Source organism: Hwangdonia seohaensis (genome assembly GCF_031932625.1).
GTDB lineage: Bacteria > Bacteroidota > Bacteroidia > Flavobacteriales > Flavobacteriaceae > Hwangdonia > Hwangdonia seohaensis.
Genome location: NZ_JAVSCK010000001.1, coordinates 266876 through 287792, shown reverse-complemented (window position 1 = coordinate 287792; position 20917 = coordinate 266876). Strand labels below are relative to the sequence as shown.

Here is a 20917-nt window from a genome sequence, read left to right as displayed (position 1 = left end):
TTTTCTTTTTTTAAAATTTAGCCGCTATATTTAAAAATACAGTTCTTGTTGTTGGTGGTGCTAAGTTCTCAAAGCCGTTGGCGTTAGAGTTTGTCGCATTAACTGCTTCAGGATCTACACCATTTAAATGCTCTGTAATCAACCATACATTGTTGGCCGATACACCAACAGATAACCCTTGAAAAGGTGTTGTGTCTAACCATGCTCTATCGAAAGTATAGGTTAAATTTACATTTCTTAATCTTACGTGTGTAGCATCATATACATTCGCCTCATTAATACCTAAGTTTCCAGAACGACCTGTAATGGCAGCCCAGTAATTTTGAGGAGTAGCTCCAGTTGTGTTTTCGCTTAGGTTGCCAGCTCCATCGTCTACAACGCCATTAAACACAATATCGTTTCTTTCTCCGTTAACCGCTGTAACAGCTGCTAAACCAGATCTTTGTAGTGCATGATTTGTTCCAGAAAAAATTTCGCCTCCAATACTTGCACTAAATAGAAAACTAAAAGAAAAGTTTTTGTAATTAAACATATTTGTAATGCCTAATAAGGCATCAGGCTGTTGAGAACCTAAAATGTGTTTGTCTGTTGATGCTAATGGTAATCCGTCAGCATCTACTAAAATTCTTCCAAAAAATTGGCTAGATTCATCTTCAACTCTTCTGAACTTTGAGCCAACGATAACACCATAATCTCCACCGACATCTGCTCTAATACTAAAGTTGTCAAATCCGCCTAAAGTATATTGTGTTACATCGTCGGCTAATTCCTCAATGGTATTCTCGTTTGATGAGTAATTAACGTCCATATCCCAAGATAATCCATCTTCATTATCTAAAATTTTGGTTTTTAAGGTTACCTCGATACCTTTATTTTGAATATCACCGGCATTTATCAATTTAGAATTGTATCCACTAAAAGGATCTAGAGGAAGCCCGATTATCTGATTGGTAGCATTTGTTTTATACCAAGCCACATCTAAACCTACTCTGTTGTTTAAAAAACGAGCTTCTAAACCTATTTCAACAGATTTAATCAACTCATTTACAATATCTGGGTTTCTTAATGTACTATTTGTACCAGCAGTTGTGTTACCAAGTGGGTCGTTACCTATAGAAAATGCGTTATACAATGAAAAAGGACTTAAATCGTTACCTACCTCGGCATACGACCCTCTTAGCTTACCAAAAGTAAACCAACTCGGTAAATCGCCACCGTTTTTTGTTATCATATCAGAAATAACAAATGATGTGCTTATAGACGAGTAGAAAAATGACCTGTTAGCCTCACTTAGTGCTGACGACCAATCATTACGCCCCGTTACATCTAAAAATAAGTACCCATCATAGTTTAATTGTAATAGCCCATAAGCTGAATTTATCTTTTTTGTGCTAAACCCTTGTGAAACACTTGCTGGGTTAATCCCATTATTTAAGCTAAATAAATTAGGAACCAATAATTCTCCTGAATTACTGCTTATACGGCTACTCTCTGTAGACATTAAGTTACCCCCTAAAGTAATTGAACCTCCAAATTTTCCAAAAATATTATCTTTAGAAGCCGCTATTAAAGCACTGTAATTTTGCTCAATAAAGGTGTTTTTTCCTAAACCATAGGTAGATGTACTTGATGTTCCAGCAAATACTTTTGATTCCGTATTCGTGGTATACAAATCTGCACCTGCTCTAATTTCTGCACTCAACCAATCATTAACCTGATGTTTTAAAGTTCCGTTTATTATAAAACGATCTCTAGAGTCCCAACTCAAACGCCTTTTGTTTGCCCAATATGGGTTGATTTGATTGGATGTTGGGTCGAACCAAATTTGATTGCCAAACTCATCTACTCCAGCAGAATATTGTTCAATATCGCGCGAACGCGGGAAATTGATAATAGTTTGATACTGGCTTAATGCACCAAAACCAGTTCTTGGTCTATTGTTAGCTGTAGTTCTGTTGTACTGTACTTTTGTATCAGCAGTCCATTTTTTATCATTTCCAAATTTAGAAACACCTCTTGCCGTTAAGTTTAAACGTTCTAAAGTAGCTGAAGGCGAAATACCTTCATCATCCAAATAATTAGCAGAAGCATAGAAAGAACCAGAATCTGTTGAATTTTGTAAAGATAGACTGTGGTTTTGACTAAACCCATTTTTATAATAGTTTCCAATATTATCGTAAGCCTTATCAAAAACTACCGATCCTTGCTCTGGACCAGTTTCAGTTTGTCCTTCAATTTTAGGACCCCAACTGGAAGTAGAATATTCATCGTAAGCACCTACAGAACCTTGTCCGAAACTACTCTGTAAATCCGGAACTGAGAAAATGCTTTGAAACCCAGTAGTTGCTGAGTAAGAAATACCTAAGCCTTTACTAGATTTACCGGTTTTGGTTGTGATTAAAATAACCCCGTTACCAGCTCGCGAACCATATAATGCGGCTGCAGAAGCACCTTTTAAAACAGATAAAGTTGCTATATCCTCTGGGTTTATATCGGCTAAACCATTACCTAAATCGGCAGAAGGACTCCAGAAACCTTCATTGGAAGAACCCGTGAAGTTATCTAAAGGAGTTCCATCAACTACAATTAATGGTTGGTTGTCTCCGGTTAAAGAGCTATATCCTCTTAATACAATTTTAGAGGAGCCTGCAGGACCATTACTTCCCTTAATAACCTGTAAACCTGTTATCTTGCCTGATAGGGAGTTAACCATATTTGGCTCTCGCGATTCAGATATAGATGCCCCTTGGATTTCTTGAACGGAATATCCTAACGATTTACGTTCTCTTTTAATACCCAAAGCCGTTACAACAACTTCTTCTAGTTGACTAGCGTCTTCTGATAAGGAAACGTTAATAACCGATTGGTTGTTAACGGCAATTTCTCGATTGGTATAACCTATATAGGAAATAACCAATATAGCCGATTGGCTTGAAACCGTAATACTGTAGTTTCCATCGAAGTCTGTAGAGACACCGTTTGTAGTGCCTTTTTCAACAACATTTGCTCCACCAAGTGGAATTCCAGTTGCACTATCTGTAATAGTACCTGTTATTGTGTTCTGGCCTTGAATACTTTGCATGCTAAACAAGCAAAACACAAACATTAGTTTTAGTAATTTTTGAATCATAATTTTTTTTGATTTAGTTTTTAATTTTGATTGCTTCAAGATTTTTCTTGAGGGTTTAATTAGTTTAGGTGTTAGTTTTTATCATTTATAAATGGTTTAAGTTAATTTTTAATGTTTTAAACATTATATAATATATAAGTATGCAAAATATTTAATAATAGTCTTGATATAAAAAATAATATATATACAACATGTTTTTAATGACGAACAACAATGAACTGCCGATAGATGGTATTAACAAAAATTTAACTAAGAGAACAAAATAATAGCAATTATGCATTTGTATATCACAAAAACCCCAAGTTTAAATATACTAATATAAATTAAATGTAATAAAAAAAGTTTACTTAATGAGTTAAAATTTTAATTAGTAGATATGTTTTTTGTAAAAATGTTACAGAAAGACCAATTTAATTCTCAAAACCTATTAATTCTTCAATTGTGTTTTTGGTTTAATAAAGATGTTTTTTAAAATTAAAAGAACTTCAAGTGTGTTACATGTTGAATCATGTAATTTTGTAAATTGCATTCTTTTAAAATAAATTTTAAAATGTAATGGTTACTTTAAAGCAATTAGCAAAAGAGTTAAATGTTTCAATATCTACGGTTTCAAAAGCATTAAACAATAGTGAGGAAATTGGCAAGGAAACTATTAAGCGTGTCAAAGAACTTGCGGAGCTATATAATTACAAACCCAATAAAGTTGCATTAAGTTTAAAGCAAAACAGAACCAACACCATTGGTGTTATTATACCGGATATACTCAATCATTTTTTATCAAAAGTATTGTTTGGTATAGAGCGCGAAGCTTCATTGCACGGCTATAATATAATGACGTGTATTTCAAACGAATCCTTAGAAAAAGAAAAGGAAAGCTTGCAATTATTGGCCAACGGAAGTGTAGATGGGTTTATTCTATGCGTATCAGAAGAAACCCAAATTAAAAATGAAATTGAACATTTTAAACAAACCATCAAGCAAGGTTTGCCAATAGTCATGTTTGATAGGGTGGCGCACGATGTACTTTGCGATAAAGTAATAGTAGATGATTTTGATGCCACTTACCGGGCTACAAAAAATTTATTAGATGAAAATAGAAAGCAAATAGCATTTATGAGCAATATTGATGATTTAAGTGTTGGTAAATTAAGAGAACGAGGATACAATAAAGCTATATTGGAAAGTCAAGATTACAAACCGTTGGTCTTAAATATTAAAAAAGAAGATAATGCCCAAGATAAAATAATAGCTTTTATGAAAAAGCATAAAAATATTGATGCCGTAATTTCCGCCGATAGTGCTTCGGGTGTTATTGCTATTAATGTGGCCACAAGCCTTGGGCTTAAAGTGCCAAAAGATATATCGGTAATAGGGTTTTCAAGCCAATCTGTATCTAATCATTCCATACCTCGGCTAACTACCATAAGGCAGCATGCTAAAGAAATTGGAGCCAATGCAGCTCAAATGCTCATAAAAAGATTACAGAATATAACCGGCGAACCATATGATTTTAAAACTAAAATTGTTAAAACAAGTTTGGTTAAAAATGGGTCTACTTTATAAATTTTCGACAGATAATCGTATAATAAAGCTACAATGATTTGCTTTTTGTCGATAAAAAACAACATTTCGTCGATTAATTTCTAATATTAAACAATTTCAGATTACTTTAGCCATCCTCAAAATTAGCAACCCAAATCAACTCCCTCAGCTAATAAAATTTATTAATCCATTTTAAAACTTGTTTGTAAAATTTATTTTACAGTAAGAAAAAAATCTATACGCTTTTGTGCGTTTCGATTTTTAAGTTAATTATCCATTTTTTCTCTCTCAAGATTTTGATTTTTTGAAAATCGGGAATCTTGATAATATTTTAATTATTTGAAAATTAATAGAATAAACTGAATATAATAGAAGAAAATAATTTTAACCTAAAAACCGAATTAATTATGAAAGCTTTAAAAATTACTTTATTACTAGCATTACTTTTAACTGCATTTACATCATGTACCAAACAAGATTTAAACGAAGACGATGTTTTAAATGATGGTGACCAAACAGAAGATACGACTCCGTACACAGGAGGTGGAGTAAATGACTAAAAAAATATTGACTATATATTAAAGGTTCTGTCTTATTTAGATAGAGCCTTTTTTTATTGACAAAAATTAAAAAATTATAAATACATTTGATGAAATAGTTAATCCAGCCTTTAATTGAAAATTTTATTTTTTTACATAAGTATTCTTTTTTGTGTAATAGCTGCTAAGGCGCAACAAACCAAAAGTTTTAAAGTAATAGATTCCGTTCAGAAAAATGGGTTAGCCAATCTTCAGGATTCCTTATTATTCGCGAATGCCCATTATAAAATTGGCGAAGGGTATCGGTATAGTGTTTTAGCCGATAGTGCATACTATCATTACCATAAAGCCGAACAAATTTACAGGAAACTTAAAAAGAAATTCAAAATTGCCATAACGCTATATGGTATAGCTGTAATTCAAAAAGACGAAAAAGATTTTACGGGCAGCGAAGTAACCTCTGTTGAAGCTATTGCTTTATTAAATCAATTAGAAAAAACAAATGAAGTAGATAAATATAAATCGTTTTTATTCAATAATTTAGGCTTGGTGTTTGACCAATTAGAATTGTATGACGAATCCATAGCTTATCATAAAAATGCTTTAGCCTTAAAAAGAACACTGAAAGGTAATACAAAAGCAACCATTGATAATTCTAAAAACAATTTAGCATTATCATATAAAAATTCTGGACAATTTCAATTAGCATTGGATTTTTACGGACAGATTTTAAAGAATAAAAACTTGGTTAATGAACGACCGGATTTTTACGCATTGGTACTCGATAATTATGCGCACACTTTATACTTATCAAAAAAAAAGGACGAATTACCAGGATTATATCTAAAAGCCTTAAGAATTTGCGACAGTTTAGATAATAGCGCTGCAAGTTATAATTCAATAGTTATAAATCAACATTTAGCAGAATATTACAATGATAAAAATCAAAAAGACTCAGCAAAATACTATGCCTATAGGGCCAAAGATATTTCTGAACAATATCATAATGATGATTTATTGAAATCACTTTTGTTACTTTCAAAAATTGAAGAAGGAAACGCGGCCGCAAAATATTTAAAAGATTATATAGCACTTAGCGATAGTCTGCAAAAAGCAGAACGAACCATAAGAAATAAATTTGCGAGAATTAAGTATGAAACCAATCAAATAGAACAAGAAAACATCAGAATTGCGCGCGAGCGCCTGTGGCTTTTAATTATTTCAATCATATTGATTATAACGTCCTTTTTAATATATTCTGTGGTAACTCAAAGAAACAAAAACAAAGAATTAAAATTTATACAACAGCAACAAGAAACCAACGAAGAGATTTATAACCTCATGCTTTCGCAACAAGATAATATTGAAGAGGCTAGAACATTGGAAAAGAAACGTGTTTCGCAAGAATTACACGATGGTGTTTTAGGCCGTTTGTTTGGAACCCGGTTAAGCTTAGATAGTTTAAACATGGGCACTAGTGCTGAAGCCATTAATACCAGAAGCCAATATATTAGCGAACTTAAAACCATTGAGGAGGATATTAGAAAAGTATCCCACGAATTAAATACCGATTTTGTTGCCGGGTCCGGTTTTATGGATATAATAAAAACCCTAATAGAAACACAAACCAAAGCTTATGGATTTGATTATGAACTAAATAATAATGAAATTGATTGGGAAGAAGCGTCAAACAAAACTAAAATTCACATTTACAGAATCATACAGGAATCACTTCAAAATATTTATAAACACGCTAAGGCAACCCTTGTAAAAATTAGTTTTGAAGTTAAAAATAACGTATTTTGCTTAACCATAAACGACAACGGTACTGGGTTTGATGTCAATAAAGCGAAAAAAGGCATTGGCTTAAAAAACATAAACTCTAGAGTTGAGGAAATTAAAGGTGATTTAACTATAAAATCAGAATTAAATAAAGGCACAACTATAAAAATAAAGGTTAAAACAGATTAATTATAATTAAATGATTGAGCATATTAAAATATTAATGATTGATGACCACCCCATGATTATTGAGGGCTATCAGAACACATTATTATTTACTAAAAAAGACAACCAGGAATTATCGATTGATATAGCAAATAATTGTGACGAGGCTTTGGCTTTTATGAATAAATCGATTGAAAAAAGCGTACCGTATAACGTTTTATTTGTAGATATTAGCTTACCGCCATCATCGGATGGTACTATGCAATCTGGCGAAGATTTAGCAGAATATGCGCGCAAAATTTTACCAAACGCCAAAATTATTGTGTTAACCATGTTTAACGAATCTTTCCGTATTCATAATATTATAAAAACCATAGATCCGGAAGGGTTTTTAATTAAAAGCGATCTAACATCAAGCGAACTGGCCAGTGCCTTTCAAGCTGTACTTAACAATCCGCCATTTTACAGTGGTACCGTAAATAGGCATATAAGAAAAACGATTACAAGCAATATTGTAATTGATGATAAAAACAGAAAGATACTCCATTTACTATCTCAAGGGGTACGGACAAAAAATTTGGCATCTCATTTAGATATATCCATAAGTGCCATAGAAAAGAGAAAAAAACAACTCAGGGAACTGTTTTCGGTGCACGATGGGCAAGACGAAACTTTAATAGAAAACGCCCGAAAAGAAGGGTTTGTGTAGTTTAAATATTACTTAGGGGCCTTTTTTTGATTTTAATCTCATTTTTTATCATTTTTTTTTGACCTCAAAAGCATTGCTATACTTAAACTCTATCATTTAACCGTAAAACTGCTGTGGGTTTTCCGCAGTTCAAAGCCAATTGTTATATATATATTTGTTCTATCAACACTTCAAATTAATTAATCCCTCAATTTTTTTGTTGATAATAGCAATTTACAAAACCCTGTGGAGGTGAGAGACCCACAGGGTTCTTCTTTTTAAATCAATTCGTTTTTTTAGAATGAAAATAGGGCACTTTTATACTCCCATATAATGCCAATAAACAACCCTAAGTAAATAACGGCCACTATAAACTTTATAAAAGTTGAAGTTAAAAACCCAATAAACGAACCAAATGCTGCTTTAAAAGCTGTTTTAGAATCGGCATTGTTTAACAGTTCGCCAATTAGTGCGCCAACAAAAGGACCAATAATTATACCACCGGGAATTGGGGCAAACAGCCCAACAATTAAGCCCAAGGTGGTACCAATCATCCCCGATTTTGTACCGCCAAAACGTTTCGTGCCAATGGCAGGTATAATATAATCCAGAACCCAAATAAGTATAGCAATAACAAGGGTTATAATTACAAACGACCTATCCATGGGGATGGCCTCTGTTAAATGAACGATTAACAGCCCAATCCAACTTGTTAAAGGCCCGGGTAAAACCGGAAGGAAACTGCCTAATATACCTAAAACTATAAATGAGGCAGCCACAATAACTAAAATAATATCCATAAATGTGTTTAAAATATGCACTAGTATGACGCCAAAATAAGCAAGTTGTTACATTTTTAAACTAAAAAATTAGTTTAAACTAATTTTTTAGTTATATTTGTTTAACTAAAAGTTTAGTTGAATAATGAAATTTGATAAAAATGAAACAACTCACCAAAGCAGAAGAAGATATTATGCAAATACTTTGGCAACTTAAAAAAGCCAATGTAAAAGCCATAATCGAAGAATTCCCGGAACCAAAACCAGCATACAATACCGTATCGACCATTGTAAGGATTTTAGAGAGCAAAGGCTTTGTAGATTACGAAAAACAAGGAAAAGGGCATTTGTATTTTCCAATAGTTCCGCAGCACGAATACAGCAATCAATCCATTAATAAGCTGGTCGATAATTATTTTCAGGGATCGTTTAAAAGCATGGTGTCTTTTTTTGTAAAGAAAAACGATATTAGTTTAAACGAATTGGAATCGGTTTTAAAGGAAATCAATAAAAACAACGAAAAATGATACATTATATATTGCAAACCGTAGCGTTTCAGCTCATCTTTTTATTGGCTTACGATGTGTTTTTAAAAAAAGAAACCTTTTTTAAATGGAACAGATTATACCTTTTGGCCACTGCATTGCTATCGTTAGTCCTTCCGTTTATAAAATTGGAAAGCTTTAAAAAGGTTGTGCCGCAAAATTATATCATCACATTGCCCGAAGTGGTTTTGGGGCAATCTGCTGCAAATGCGAATAACACCATGGCTTTAAACGCGGTGGTTTTAGAGCAGAATACCTTCTCAATTTGGGAGTTGGTATTCTACATGGGTTTATCCGTGGCGTTTGGTCTGTTTGTGTTTAAAATCATTAAAATTGCTGCCTTGGTTATTAAAAACCCAAAACAATCTGTGGGCAATATAGTGTTGGTTGAATTGTTGAACAGCACCGCGGCATTTTCGTTTTTCCATTACATATTTTTAGGAGAAAAGCTCAAAGCAGAAGACAAGGAAACCATTTTAAAACACGAGCTCATCCACACCCAACAAAAACACACTTTGGATTTATTGTTTTTTGAAGTATTGCGCATTGTATTCTGGTTTAATCCTTTCGTGTATATGTATCAAAGCCGAATGGCAACATTGCATGAGTTTATTGCTGATGCCCATGCGGTAAAACATCAAAATAAAGCACAGTACTATCAGAACCTTTTGGCTGAGGTTTTTGAAACCAAAAATATATCATTCATCAATACCTTTTTTAAACAATCATTAATCAAAAAACGAATCGTTATGTTATCAAAAACAAAATCAAAACAAGTTAATTTATTTAAGTATGCACTTTTAATTCCGCTGGTTTTTGGGATGTTGGTTTATACATCCTGTACGCAACCCCTAAATGCACAAAACAAAAAAAGCAACATTAATATTGAACAAAAAAAGGAGAGTCCTTTAATAAAGAAAATAAAAGCGGTAAAAGAGCAAATAGCAGTTCAAGGTCATGTAAATAAAGAAGAAGAAAAAGGTTTAAGTCTGTTACTGGACATCGCAAAGGAAGAAACTTTTAATGCTAATTTGGTAGAAGAAGTACAAAGTTTTACAAATCAAGAATCAAAAACAGAATTGGTTGAAAAAATCTCGGCAGTGTTTGAGCAAATTCAAGTGCAAGGATATTTAAACGATGCGGAAGTAAAAGAATTAAAAAGTTTACTTGTTTTTACAAGTGATGATGGTTTTAACAATCCATTATTTGCTGATGTTTTAAACGATGTTGAAGTCCCATTTGCAGTCATAGACCAAGTGCCAGTTTATCCCGGATGCGAAAATTTATCTAGGGAAGATCAAAAAAAATGCATATCCGAAAACATTTCAAAACATGTACAGCGCAACTTTAATACCGGTTTAGCCAACACGTTGGGTTTAACTGGCAGACAGCGCATCAATGTTATTTTTAAAATTGATACTGAGGGCCAAATTAAAGGTATTCGTTCTAGAGCGCCACACCCCGATTTAGAGGCAGAGGCCATTCGGGTTATTAAAACCTTGCCAAAAATGATTCCGGGAAAGCAAAAAGGTAAAGCTGTAACGGTACCATATTCATTGCCCATAATATTTCAAGTGGCAGATAAAACGGCTGACGATAAAACTAAAACTGTTGCTTATCAAGAAAATAAGAAAAAGGATATTTTTGGAGAAGACCTCGAAGAAGATATAGAAGTCCCTTTTGCAGTTCTCGAGAACGTACCCGTTTATCCCGGTTGTGAGGAAGGAAACAATGCCGAAAAGAAAACGTGCATGAGCAAAAAAATCACCGAATTTGTGAATAATAATTTCAACACTAAAAAAGCAAGTGAATACGGATTAAGTGGCAGACAGCGTATAAATGTTATTTTTAAGATTGATAAAAAAGGCAATATTACGGGTGTACATTCCAGAGGACCTCACCCAGCTTTAGAGGCTGAAGCCATTCGTGTTATTTCGTCGTTGCCAAAAATGAAACCCGGAATGCAAAAAGGCAAAGTAGTTACTGTACCTTACTCGTTGCCCATAATTTTTGAGGTTGAAGATACAGAAATGCTTGATGAATTTATTGTTAACAATGAATCAAATACATCAAATGAACTGCCCTTTGCTATTGTTGATAAAGCACCAACTTTACCAGAATGCAAAGCTTTAGAAACTGAAAAAGAAAGAAGAAAATGTACAACGAATGGAGTTTCAAAGTTTGTAAATAGAAACTTTAATACTGATTTAGCTAAAAGTTTAGGTTTAAAAGGAAGACAACGCATTAATATTGTTTTTAAAATCACAAAAAAGGGAGATATTGTAATTGAAAAATCTAGAGCGCCGCATCCAGATATAGAAGCTGAAGCCATACGAGTAATTAAATCTATTCCTAAATTAATTCCTGGTAAACATAAAGGCAAAAAGGTAGATGTGTCATATTCTTTACCAATAATTTTCCAAGTAGCCGATTAAATATGATTAGACTAATTTTTATATTTTTATTATTAGTATTTAAAACCGAAGCTCAAACTTCGGTTTTAAACATTGCCGATAGTTTATTTGCCCACGGTAACTATAGTAAAGCCATTGCCCAATATAAAGTGTACGATAACCCGCCTGAGGTTTATCATAAAATAGCAAAAGCATATATCGCCATTGGCAATTACGACGAAGCTTTAATTAACTACGAAAAAGGCGTAGAAACCAACCCGAAAAACACCTTGCTGAAATATGATTTTGGTAAATTTTTATACCGAACCGAAAACTTTAAAAGAGCCGCAGAAATATTCAATAAATTGGTTTATACAGATTATAAAAATCCGAATTTCCATTACGAGTTGGGCTTGAGTTTAGAACAATTAAAAGATTCCACGGCACAAAATAGGTTTTTTAGTGCCTTTCAATTAGACAGCACACACCAAAAAGCCATTTATAAAATTGCTAGGCACCATCTTAAAAAAGGGCATAATAAACTGGCAGATAAATACATAGATATTGGTTTATCGTCTTATAAAAACAACAAGCAATTAATAAGTTTGAAAGCGCAAAATTATTATGTGCGAAATCAATATGAAAATGCCATTGTTTGGTTTGAAAAGCTTTTGGAATTAGGCGAATCCTCAGAATTTATACATGAAAAGCTAAGTTTGAGTTATGCCCAATTATATGAATTTGAAAAAGCAATAATACAACGAGAATTAGCTTTACAATTCAGCCCGAAAGATGCCACGTCCATTTATGTGATAGGGACCTATTACGAAAAAATAGATGATTTTAAAAATGCAGAAAAGTATATTTCGAAGGCGTTATCCATATTAGACAAACCACTGGATGCCGAATATGCTAAATTAGCAACGGTTTTAAATCGGCAAAAAAAATACAAAGAAGGCATTGAAGCTTTAAAAAAAGCCGTTAAGGAAAACCCCGCCAACGAGTTTTCTAGTTTTCATTTGGCCATAACGCTGGAAGCTTATTACGCCGATTACGATGCCAAGATTAAAGGGTATGAGGATTTTAAGAAAAAATTCCCAAATAGTAAATTGAAAGCTTATGCAGATGAACGGATTTCAAGCCTTAAAAAGGAAAAGTTTCTTAAAGTAGAAAAGAAAGCAGATTAAAATATTAAGCCACGAATTTCATTGATTAGACCTAACAGGTTTTAAAAACCTGTTAGGTCTAGATGATTTCAGGTTTTTAATTTTGCTGACCAATGTTTCTTTTAAGAAGGCAAGATTTTCGGCTAAAAATAGGGTGTTGATTTTAATGCGTTTTTCCTAATTAAAATGTACTAAAACTTTAGTGTTGTTTTAATTTGGCATAATATCAATACTAAACTAGATATTAAAATCTAAAAAAATTGTACTTTTCGGTTTCAGTTTTAATCCATGAGACAAATTTGTGTTTTTCTGTTTATTTTAACGCTTACATCTTGCGAGTATTTTAAGGTAAAAAAAACATCTTCTGAGGCTATTTTAAAAGAAGAATTGCAAACTTTTAATTGGAACGATGTTGATGCCTATCCAAGTTTTTCGGTTTGTGATTCCTTAACGCTTAAAGAAGAAAGGAAAGCCTGTTTTCAAGAGGTTTTAACAACTCATATTTCTGAATTTTTACAGGATGAAATTATTATTGTAACCAAAGATATTAGTGACACGATCGTGATTAATTTTCGAGTGTCTGAAACGGGGGATTTAAAATTAATGGATGCCAAAATAGATTCGTTGACTATGGCCGAAATCCCGAATATTAAACGTTTACTTACCAAAAGTCTGGATTCGCTTCCTAAAATTTTTCCGGCCTCAAAACGCGGGCAGCAAGTGACTACGGAATTTAAACTGCCCATAATTATTAAGGTGAATTAGCAGATTTAATGCAATTTGGATTCGGGTAATGCCAATGGTGGATAGTGCGTTAGGGATTGCAGTGGAAAGCCCACAGCGAGGCACGAGCGAGGACTTGCAACGGAAAGCCCAACCCGACGGTCGCTGAGGTACTCGAAGCGCAGGGGAACGCCCAAAAACTTACAACCAAACGACCGTTTTTATAATAATTATACTATAAATTAAACTTGTAGCCAACAGCAAAATCGACCGGAAAATGCTTGTTATTATCTGTAAATATGGCAAATAATTCGTTGTAGGCCAGTGTAATAAAACCGGTGTTGCCAATTTTAATATCGGCTCCCAAACCGAACGCAAATGGCGTTTTAAAGGTTGAATTTTTTACAACTTCATGGGGCAAACCGATTAATTCGATGGTGTTTTTTGAGACATTATAAGTGCCCAAAAGGGCGTTTCCGTAGATATTAAACGCTGGTTTGTTAATAAAACGGTACCGATAACCCAAAGCGAGTTGCGTGCTTGTGTATTTAAAATCCGTGTTGTCCAAAGCGTGCTCGACACTAAAAAAACCAGCATGCCTTGAGGTTTTAAGTGACGATATTATTTCGAGTTCGGCACCAAAAAATGGCACTGTGGTATTGTTGGGGTTGCTTACAAAAGGATGGTTTGTAATGCCGCCAAATAAGCCCAAACGCGATTTTAGGGTTGGTTTTTCGTCGAGATACGCCGAATCTCCAACGGCTGTGTTGTACTGTTTGATAAACTGCGTTAAATCGGTTAATGTGAATTTTAAATCGTTTACCGAAATTGAGGTGTTTTCGGTTAGGTTTTTAAGCTGTGTTTTGTATTCTTCGTTAAAGTTGTTGTTTGAATTTTTGGTGTTAAGTAGTTCGGAAATGTTGCCATCGCCGGTTTTTACAAAGTACCTAAATTGTTTGTCGACGGTGTTCCAAAGTAAATCCAAATGGCCTTCAACGGCGGTTTTAAGCTCATAATTTTTTCCGTTAATGGTGTATTGTTGTTGTGCGGATAGTGACAAATATGAGGTGGTTAACACAAGTAAAAAAAGTATCTTTTTCATAGGTTTATAAGATGTGGGTTATACTTTAACTGCGCTAAGCACAGGTATGTAAAATTACTAAAAATAAATCAATCGTATTTATTTTTTAGAATCCCGACCTTTCCATTTGTAACCTTTAAATAGCGAAACAAATGCGATATAAACGCTAAAGAACGGATAGAGCAAAAATCCGAAAACATAAGTGCTTAAAACCTGTTTTTGATTAAAGAATGTAGCCGATTTAAAAATCAATAAATAATCGATGCTAAATTTGATTATTAAAAGATAAATAAAGATTTTAATGCCGAATACGTATAGTAAAACCCATGGTAAGAGTGACATAATTAAAGCATTCATGAGGAACACCATTACCCCTGTTAACTTGCCAAATAGATTGTTGTAAGCACTGGTTTTTGCTGCCCACCGGATGCGTTGTGCTTTTAAAGCCTTCCAATTTGGCTGTGCATTTGTGGTAACAATGGCTTGTTCGCATTTTAAATAATTAAGGTTTTTAGGGTGTTTTTTTACAGCCTTTTCCAAGAGGAAAATATCATCGCCACTGGCTATATTTTTGTTACCGTCAAATCCGTTTAATTCAATAAACAATGCTTTTTGATAGGCAAAATTGGCGCCATTGCACAAAAAGGGTTTTTTAATGCCAAATCCGCCAATGGTGGCACCTTGTAAACTTAACATATCGAGTAATTGAAACCGATTTAAAAAGCCGCTTTTAGCATGGAAAGTTACGGGGGCAACAATACATTTACTTGTTGTGGTTTGAATGCATTCATCAAAACTATCCAGCCAATATTTGGGCAAAATGCAATCGGCATCGGTCGTGATAATCCAGTCGTTTCTAGCTTGACTTATAGCTGTGGTTATCGCATCTTTTTTTGGGGAATTTGATACTCTTTTGTTTGAAATTACTTTGATGTCATTTCGAACATTAGTGAGAAATCTCATAATTATATCAACGGACTCATCATCCGATTCGTCATCAACAAAAATAATTTCATATAAATGATTCGGGTATGCCAAAGCATCGATTGAAGCTAATAAATGTGGTAAATTTTCAGCTTCATTTCTAAAAGGAATTATTACGGAAAAAGTGGTTTTCGCTTTAATGTCCTTCAGCTTAAAAACAGGGACTTTATCAAATCCAATAACAAAACTTCCTATTAAAACTAAGTATAAAAGTGTTATAATAATACTGATTAAAACCATAATTAATCTTCGGTTTTTGGTAGATTAAAATTGAGCACATAATAGCTTCCAAATACACTTGGCAATACAAAATTTAACAGCCACATGATGGTAATTATGCTTAAAATAGTGAGTTCGTTTACGTTAATAAAAGCAAACAAATATAGGGCGACGCTTCCTTTTATAACCACATCAAAAATAAAAATAGACGGAACGACGGATGCCAATACATACATAGAAGTGATTATTGCCATGGCATTAAAATATGAAATTTCAACCCCAAAAAGTTGTAATAAAAAGTAAAACTGAAACGAAAAAATAAGGTAGCGCAATAACGAAAGTAAAAACCCAAGCACGATTTTTTCTTTGGGAAATTTTAAAATGAATTGTTTCACCTTTTCCAACGAAAACCCTTTGATGGTGAACTTGCTTTGTTTTACGCCAAAACCTATTAAAAACACGAGTATTAAACCAATGATCAAGACACTTGCTAATTTGTGATAATCTACATTTACCTCATAATTAGTTGCAAGAAAATATAAACCTATCACACCAAAAACAATGGTTACAGCCATTTGCAATAGGTTGCTTAACAGGTTAATGAGTACGATACGTTTTCTGAAATTTGGGGTATAGTAAATGGCTTTTGCACCGTATTCTCCAATTCTATTTGGTGTAAATAACGAGGCTGTTAAGGCGCCTAAACTTTGCTTGAAAGCATGTTTAAAAGTGGTTTTTTTAACAAAAGAGACTAAAGTTTTCCATTTTAAAATTTCGAAAAACCAATTAAAACCACTTAAAAAAAGCAATAAAATGATGTTTTTTGAAGTAAAAACGTTCTTTTTTGATAGAAAATCAACAAAATTGGAAAATTGTAAACCCTCGTTGTTTGCCAATTTATTATAGATAAAATAAAATGCGCCAACTACAACACTTAATTTAATCAGCACAAAAAAGAATTGCTTAGTTTTGTATGGCAGCGTTTTATTCATAATTATAAAAGGGTACAGCAAATTAAACCAATATTATTTTATGCCTCTAAAATTTAAACCGATATTATTTTCAATACTCTTTACTTGTTTTAGTTTTTTTACGTTTTCACAAAGTGATACAAGTACGATTAAAGCGCAGTTTGCATTGGGTGTCAATAGTCCGTCGGCAAGCGGCTTTGTTACAAATTTTGAGGCTAAATCTGTGAATTTCCCAAGTATTAATTTAGGTGTTCAATATATGTTTAAACCAAAATGGGGCGCGAAATTGGATTTTGGTTACAACCGCTTTTCTAATATGGACAACACAGCGGAATTTAAAATAAACTATACACGGCTTAATGCACAATTGGTTTACAATGCAACGAGTGTATTTAGCTTTTTGCCACAGCGCATGGGCACGTTTTTACATGCTGGTCCAGGTTTTACAAGCATTAAACCATTGGGGAATTATACCCAAAACGACACCTCATTTTTAAATACGATGGCAGGCATTGAGTTTCATTATGGTGTTTCGGATAAACTTTCAGTGTATTTTGATGCCTCTTACATATTGGGATTTGGAAAAGATTTTAATCCTGTTTCAAGTGGATTTGGATCGTTTAACGGAAACCTGTTAACCTTGACTATTGGCGCATCTATTTCGCTTAGTGGTTGTCAATATTGCGATTAATGAGCAAAGAAAAAATTATTTTAGGCATTGACCCAGGGACGACTATTATGGGTTTCGGACTTATAAAAGTGGTTGGAAAGAATATGGAGTTTATGCAGCTAAATGAATTGGATTTGAAAAAATATAGCGATCATTATTTAAAGCTGAAACTTATTTTTGAGCGCACCATAGAACTTATCGACACCCACAATCCAGACGAAATAGCCATTGAAGCCCCGTTTTATGGTAAAAACGTGCAAAGTATGCTCAAGTTGGGTCGCGCACAAGGTGTTGCCATGGCTGCGGGATTAAGTCGCGAAATTCCGATTACCGAGTACCTTCCGAAAAAAATAAAAATGGCCATTACCGGTAATGGAAATGCGAGTAAGGAACAGGTTGCTAAAATGCTTCAAAGTTTATTGGGATTAAAAACCTTGCCCAAGAACTTGGATGCGACAGATGGTTTAGCGGCAGCCGTTTGTCATTTTTACAACTCAGGAACAATTACGGTTGGTAAAAGTTATTCGGGGTGGAGTGCTTTTGTTAAACAGAATGAATCTCGTGTAAAAAAATAATGGCAGGAATATACATCCACATCCCGTTTTGCAAGCAAGCTTGTTTTTATTGCGATTTTCATTTTTCAACATCTTTAAAAAAGAAAGATGAATTGATTCAATCTTTGGTAAAAGAATTGGAATTACGAAAAGACGAGCTTAAATACCAATCTATCGAAACCATTTATTTTGGTGGCGGCACACCTTCTTTATTGCCTGTTGAAGAATTACAATTGATGATTGATGCAGTTTATAAAAACTATCAAGTCGTTGAAAATCCGGAAATCACTTTAGAAGCAAATCCAGACGATTTATCTAATAATCTAATAATCCAACTATCTAAAAGTCCAATTAACCGCCTAAGTATCGGTATTCAATCGTTTTTTGAAGACGATTTAAAAAGCATGAATCGCGCGCATAACGCCCATGAAGCCAAAGCATGTTTGCAAGAAGCAACGCGGCATTTCGATAATATCACCATCGATTTAATTTACGGCATCCCCAATATGAGTTTGGAAAAATGGAGCGAAAATTTAGAAATCGCTTTTGGTTTTGGGATTAAACACATTTCAAGTTATGCCTTAACCGTCGAGCCAAAAACCGCTTTGGACGCCTTTATAAAAAAAGGAACCTATCCGCCAATAGACGAGCGTTTGGCTTTACAGCATTTTAATCATTTAGTAGAAAAAACAAACGCACAAGGTTTTGTGCATTACGAGATTTCCAATTTTGGTAAACCCAACTATTTTTCAAAGCACAATACCAGTTATTGGCAAGGGAAACCGTATATAGGCATTGGGCCTTCGGCGCATTCATTCAATAATAATCAGCGTAGTTGGAATGTATCAAATAATTCAAAATACATTCAATCCATTCAAAACAATGCGTTGCCAAATACTGTTGAAACGCTTTCTGTAAAAGACCAGTATAATGAATATATTATGACGGGTTTGCGCACCATTTGGGGCGTTTCTTTAAGTAAAATTGAATCCGATTTTGGCAAAGAGTATTTAACTCATTTAAAAAAGACTTCAGAAAAATTTATAGAAAAAGGTTTGCTTGTTATTGCGAACCCTAATGAGGAATCTCAGTCTTCAATTTTAAAAACCACCCAAAAAGGAAAATTTTTAGTTGATGGGATGGCCTCGGAATTGTTTATGATTTGATTATATTTGAATATGATCGCAACAATACAATACAAATCAAAAAAACTTCAAATAGATTTAACACAGCCCATAGATATTTCAATGCCGTTACGAGCTTCGAAAGACAATGTGAATGCTTGGTATGTGGACCCTCCAAAAATTGAACCGGCAACCGATGGCGAATGGATTGCCGCTGTAAAAGAGGGGGCTTGCATCAATTTCAATAATATCAATTTTAATCCGCATGCCCACGGAACCCATACCGAATGTGTTGGGCATATTACTGAAGAAATGCATTCTATAAACCAGAATTTAAAGCAGTTTTTCTTTTTTGCAGAAGTGCTTACTGTTGCTCCCGAAAAGCTGAAGGGTGATTTTGTAATTTCGAAAAAGCAATTGCAATTTGCTATCGGAAATAAAAAACGCGATGCTATTGTTTTAAGAACGATACCTAATACAAACGAGAAATTATCGGCGCAATATTCGCACACCAACCCACCTTATTTATTGGAAGATGCCGCTATTTATTTACGTGAAAAAGGCATAAAACATTTGCTGATAGATTTGCCAAGTGTAGATAAAGAAAAGGACGATTGCCAATTATTGGCGCACAACGCCTTTTGGAATACTAAAGGTAAACTAAGATTAAACGCAACCATTACCGAATTGATTTTTGTGCCAAACCATGTTGCCGACGGGACTTATTTTTTAAACCTTCAAATTGCACCTTTCGAGAATGATGCCACACCAAGCAAACCTGTTTTGTATAAAATTATTGAGTAAATGGAAGTATTTTTAGGAATCATTGTTGGGATTTTGGTCAGTTTAGGCGTTGTAACCTATTTAAAATCGCTAAAGAAAAAGCAATTGGTAAATGCCCAATCGGTACTGCTTTTAGATAAAATAAAAACCGTTTGTAAGTTTATAACCGTTGAAGGCGATTTTGCTGAGATATATCATTATGAAGATGTAAAACAACGGTTTTTAAAACTCATTTCCAGCAAAAAGAAAGCATTGGTGGTTATAAATGCCAAGGCTTATGTGGGCTACGATTTGAATAAAATTCAGCTTAAACCCGATAAGGATAAAAAGAAAATTATACTAGAACATTTTCCGCAACCCGAAGTGTTGTCCATCGAAACCAATTTAAACTATTACGATAAATCGGATGGCTTGTTCAATAAGTTTGAAGCAGCAGATTTAACAGGATTGCAAACCGAATCTAAACAACACATTAAAGATAAGATTCCAGAAAGTGGTTTAATTGAAATTGCGCAAAAGGAAGCCTTGGATACCATTTTGCTCATTGAAACCATTGTTGAAACCATTGGTTGGACATTGGATTATTCGGCTTTAAAAATTGAAGAAAGTAAAATAAAGAAACTGAAATAACATTGAGGTTTGTCATTCCGGAGTTTATGCTGAGCGTAGTCGAAATAAAGGCAGAAATTCACTATTTATATATTTTATTTTTATGAACATCGAACAACTCCGCAACTATTGTTTAAGCAAAAAAGGAACCTCTGAAGGATTCCCTTTTGACGATAACGTTTTGGTGTTTAAAGTACTGGGGAAAATGTTTGTGCTTACAGGATTGCAAAGCTGGGAAAAAGGCGAAGCGGCTATCAATTTAAAGGCAGATCCCGATTACTCAGAAGAATTACGTACCGAGTTCAGCAGCATCCGACCAGGGTATCACATGAGCAAAAAACATTGGAATACGGTATATATTGATGAAGGTGAACTGGAAACCAAACTCGTTTTAAAGCTCATCGATCATTCTTATGAAATGGTTGTAAAAACCCTACCTAAAAAATTAAGAGACAACTTAGTTTAGCGTA

The 20917-nt window shown here is 33.8% G+C and carries 19 protein-coding genes; 14 read left to right on the top strand and 5 right to left on the bottom strand.

Going from position 1 to position 20917, the window contains the following annotated elements:
* Window positions 1–10: 10 nt before the first annotated feature.
* A complete protein-coding gene (locus RNZ47_RS01255) occupies window positions 11–3130 on the bottom strand; it encodes a SusC/RagA family TonB-linked outer membrane protein (protein ID WP_311935323.1) in 3120 nt (1039 codons plus the stop codon).
* Window positions 3131–3685: 555 nt separating this feature from the next.
* Here RNZ47_RS01255 and RNZ47_RS01250 point away from each other — a divergent pair.
* The 4 genes from RNZ47_RS01250 to RNZ47_RS01235 all read left to right on the top strand — a co-directional run bounded on the left by RNZ47_RS01250 (window position 3686) and on the right by RNZ47_RS01235 (window position 7867).
* Window positions 3686–4693 carry a LacI family DNA-binding transcriptional regulator gene (locus RNZ47_RS01250; RefSeq protein ID WP_311935321.1) on the top strand — a complete coding sequence of 336 codons (1008 nt, stop codon included), beginning with the start codon at window positions 3686–3688 and terminating at the stop codon, window positions 4691–4693.
* Window positions 4694–5079: 386 nt separating this feature from the next.
* The gene (locus tag RNZ47_RS01245) at window positions 5080–5232 is read left to right on the top strand and encodes a hypothetical protein (RefSeq protein WP_311935320.1); all 153 of its coding nucleotides are present in this window, start codon (window positions 5080–5082) and stop codon (window positions 5230–5232) included.
* Between the two features lie 114 nt (window positions 5233–5346).
* Window positions 5347–7182: a tetratricopeptide repeat-containing sensor histidine kinase gene (locus tag RNZ47_RS01240; protein WP_311935318.1), complete on the top strand. Its 1836-nt coding sequence runs from the start codon at window positions 5347–5349 to the stop codon at window positions 7180–7182.
* A 10-nt stretch (window positions 7183–7192) separates the two neighbouring features.
* Window positions 7193–7867: a response regulator gene (locus tag RNZ47_RS01235; protein ID WP_311935316.1), complete on the top strand. Its 675-nt coding sequence runs from the start codon at window positions 7193–7195 to the stop codon at window positions 7865–7867.
* Window positions 7868–8142: 275 nt separating this feature from the next.
* On the opposite strand, the gene RNZ47_RS01230 is transcribed toward RNZ47_RS01235, so the two are convergent.
* Entirely contained in the window at window positions 8143–8646 is a 504-nt protein-coding gene (locus RNZ47_RS01230) for a DUF456 domain-containing protein (RefSeq protein WP_311935314.1), read from the bottom strand.
* Between the two features lie 140 nt (window positions 8647–8786).
* Between RNZ47_RS01230 and RNZ47_RS01225 the strand changes: the two genes are divergently transcribed.
* The 4 genes from RNZ47_RS01225 (at window position 8787) to RNZ47_RS01210 (ending at window position 13494) form a co-directional block, all read left to right on the top strand.
* Window positions 8787–9152 carry a BlaI/MecI/CopY family transcriptional regulator gene (locus RNZ47_RS01225; RefSeq protein WP_311935312.1) on the top strand — a complete coding sequence of 122 codons (366 nt, stop codon included), beginning with the start codon at window positions 8787–8789 and terminating at the stop codon, window positions 9150–9152.
* Window positions 9149–11605 (top strand): energy transducer TonB, encoded by a 2457-nt coding sequence (locus RNZ47_RS01220; RefSeq protein ID WP_311935311.1) that lies wholly within the window; start codon window positions 9149–9151, stop codon window positions 11603–11605. Before RNZ47_RS01225 ends, RNZ47_RS01220 begins: the two co-directional genes overlap by 4 nt.
* 2 nt (window positions 11606–11607) lie before the next feature.
* Window positions 11608–12750 (top strand): tetratricopeptide repeat protein, encoded by a 1143-nt coding sequence (locus RNZ47_RS01215; RefSeq protein WP_311935310.1) that lies wholly within the window; start codon window positions 11608–11610, stop codon window positions 12748–12750.
* A 267-nt stretch (window positions 12751–13017) separates the two neighbouring features.
* A complete protein-coding gene (locus RNZ47_RS01210) occupies window positions 13018–13494 on the top strand; it encodes a hypothetical protein (RefSeq protein WP_311935309.1) in 477 nt (158 codons plus the stop codon).
* Between the two features lie 193 nt (window positions 13495–13687).
* Here RNZ47_RS01210 and RNZ47_RS01205 read toward each other — a convergent pair whose 3' ends face one another.
* From RNZ47_RS01205 to RNZ47_RS01195, 3 genes are all read right to left on the bottom strand, one after another.
* Window positions 13688–14554, bottom strand: a complete 867-nt coding sequence (locus RNZ47_RS01205) for a hypothetical protein (protein WP_311935308.1) — start codon at window positions 14552–14554, stop codon at window positions 13688–13690.
* A 78-nt stretch (window positions 14555–14632) separates the two neighbouring features.
* The gene (locus RNZ47_RS01200) at window positions 14633–15757 is read right to left on the bottom strand and encodes a glycosyltransferase (protein ID WP_311935306.1); all 1125 of its coding nucleotides are present in this window, start codon (window positions 15755–15757) and stop codon (window positions 14633–14635) included.
* A 2-nt stretch (window positions 15758–15759) separates the two neighbouring features.
* Entirely contained in the window at window positions 15760–16728 is a 969-nt protein-coding gene (locus RNZ47_RS01195; protein WP_311935305.1) for a lysylphosphatidylglycerol synthase domain-containing protein, read from the bottom strand.
* Between the two features lie 40 nt (window positions 16729–16768).
* Here RNZ47_RS01195 and RNZ47_RS01190 point away from each other — a divergent pair, with 40 nt between their 5' ends.
* The 6 genes from RNZ47_RS01190 to RNZ47_RS01165 all read left to right on the top strand — a co-directional run bounded on the left by RNZ47_RS01190 (window position 16769) and on the right by RNZ47_RS01165 (window position 20913).
* Window positions 16769–17398, top strand: a complete 630-nt coding sequence (locus RNZ47_RS01190) for an outer membrane beta-barrel protein (RefSeq protein ID WP_311935303.1) — start codon at window positions 16769–16771, stop codon at window positions 17396–17398.
* Window positions 17398–17952 (top strand): crossover junction endodeoxyribonuclease RuvC, encoded by a 555-nt coding sequence (ruvC, locus tag RNZ47_RS01185; RefSeq protein WP_311935301.1) that lies wholly within the window; start codon window positions 17398–17400, stop codon window positions 17950–17952. The genes RNZ47_RS01190 and ruvC overlap by 1 nt, the downstream gene beginning before the upstream one ends.
* Window positions 17952–19097, top strand: coding sequence for a radical SAM family heme chaperone HemW (gene hemW, locus RNZ47_RS01180; RefSeq protein WP_311935300.1), 1146 nt, complete (start codon window positions 17952–17954; stop codon window positions 19095–19097). Before ruvC ends, hemW begins: the two co-directional genes overlap by 1 nt.
* 12 nt (window positions 19098–19109) lie before the next feature.
* Entirely contained in the window at window positions 19110–19859 is a 750-nt protein-coding gene (locus RNZ47_RS01175; protein WP_311935298.1) for a cyclase family protein, read from the top strand.
* Window positions 19860–20468 carry a DUF4230 domain-containing protein gene (locus RNZ47_RS01170; RefSeq protein ID WP_311935296.1) on the top strand — a complete coding sequence of 203 codons (609 nt, stop codon included), beginning with the start codon at window positions 19860–19862 and terminating at the stop codon, window positions 20466–20468.
* 82 nt (window positions 20469–20550) lie between these two features.
* A complete protein-coding gene (locus tag RNZ47_RS01165) occupies window positions 20551–20913 on the top strand; it encodes an MmcQ/YjbR family DNA-binding protein (protein ID WP_311935295.1) in 363 nt (120 codons plus the stop codon).
* The last annotated feature ends 4 nt before the right edge of the window (window positions 20914–20917 follow it).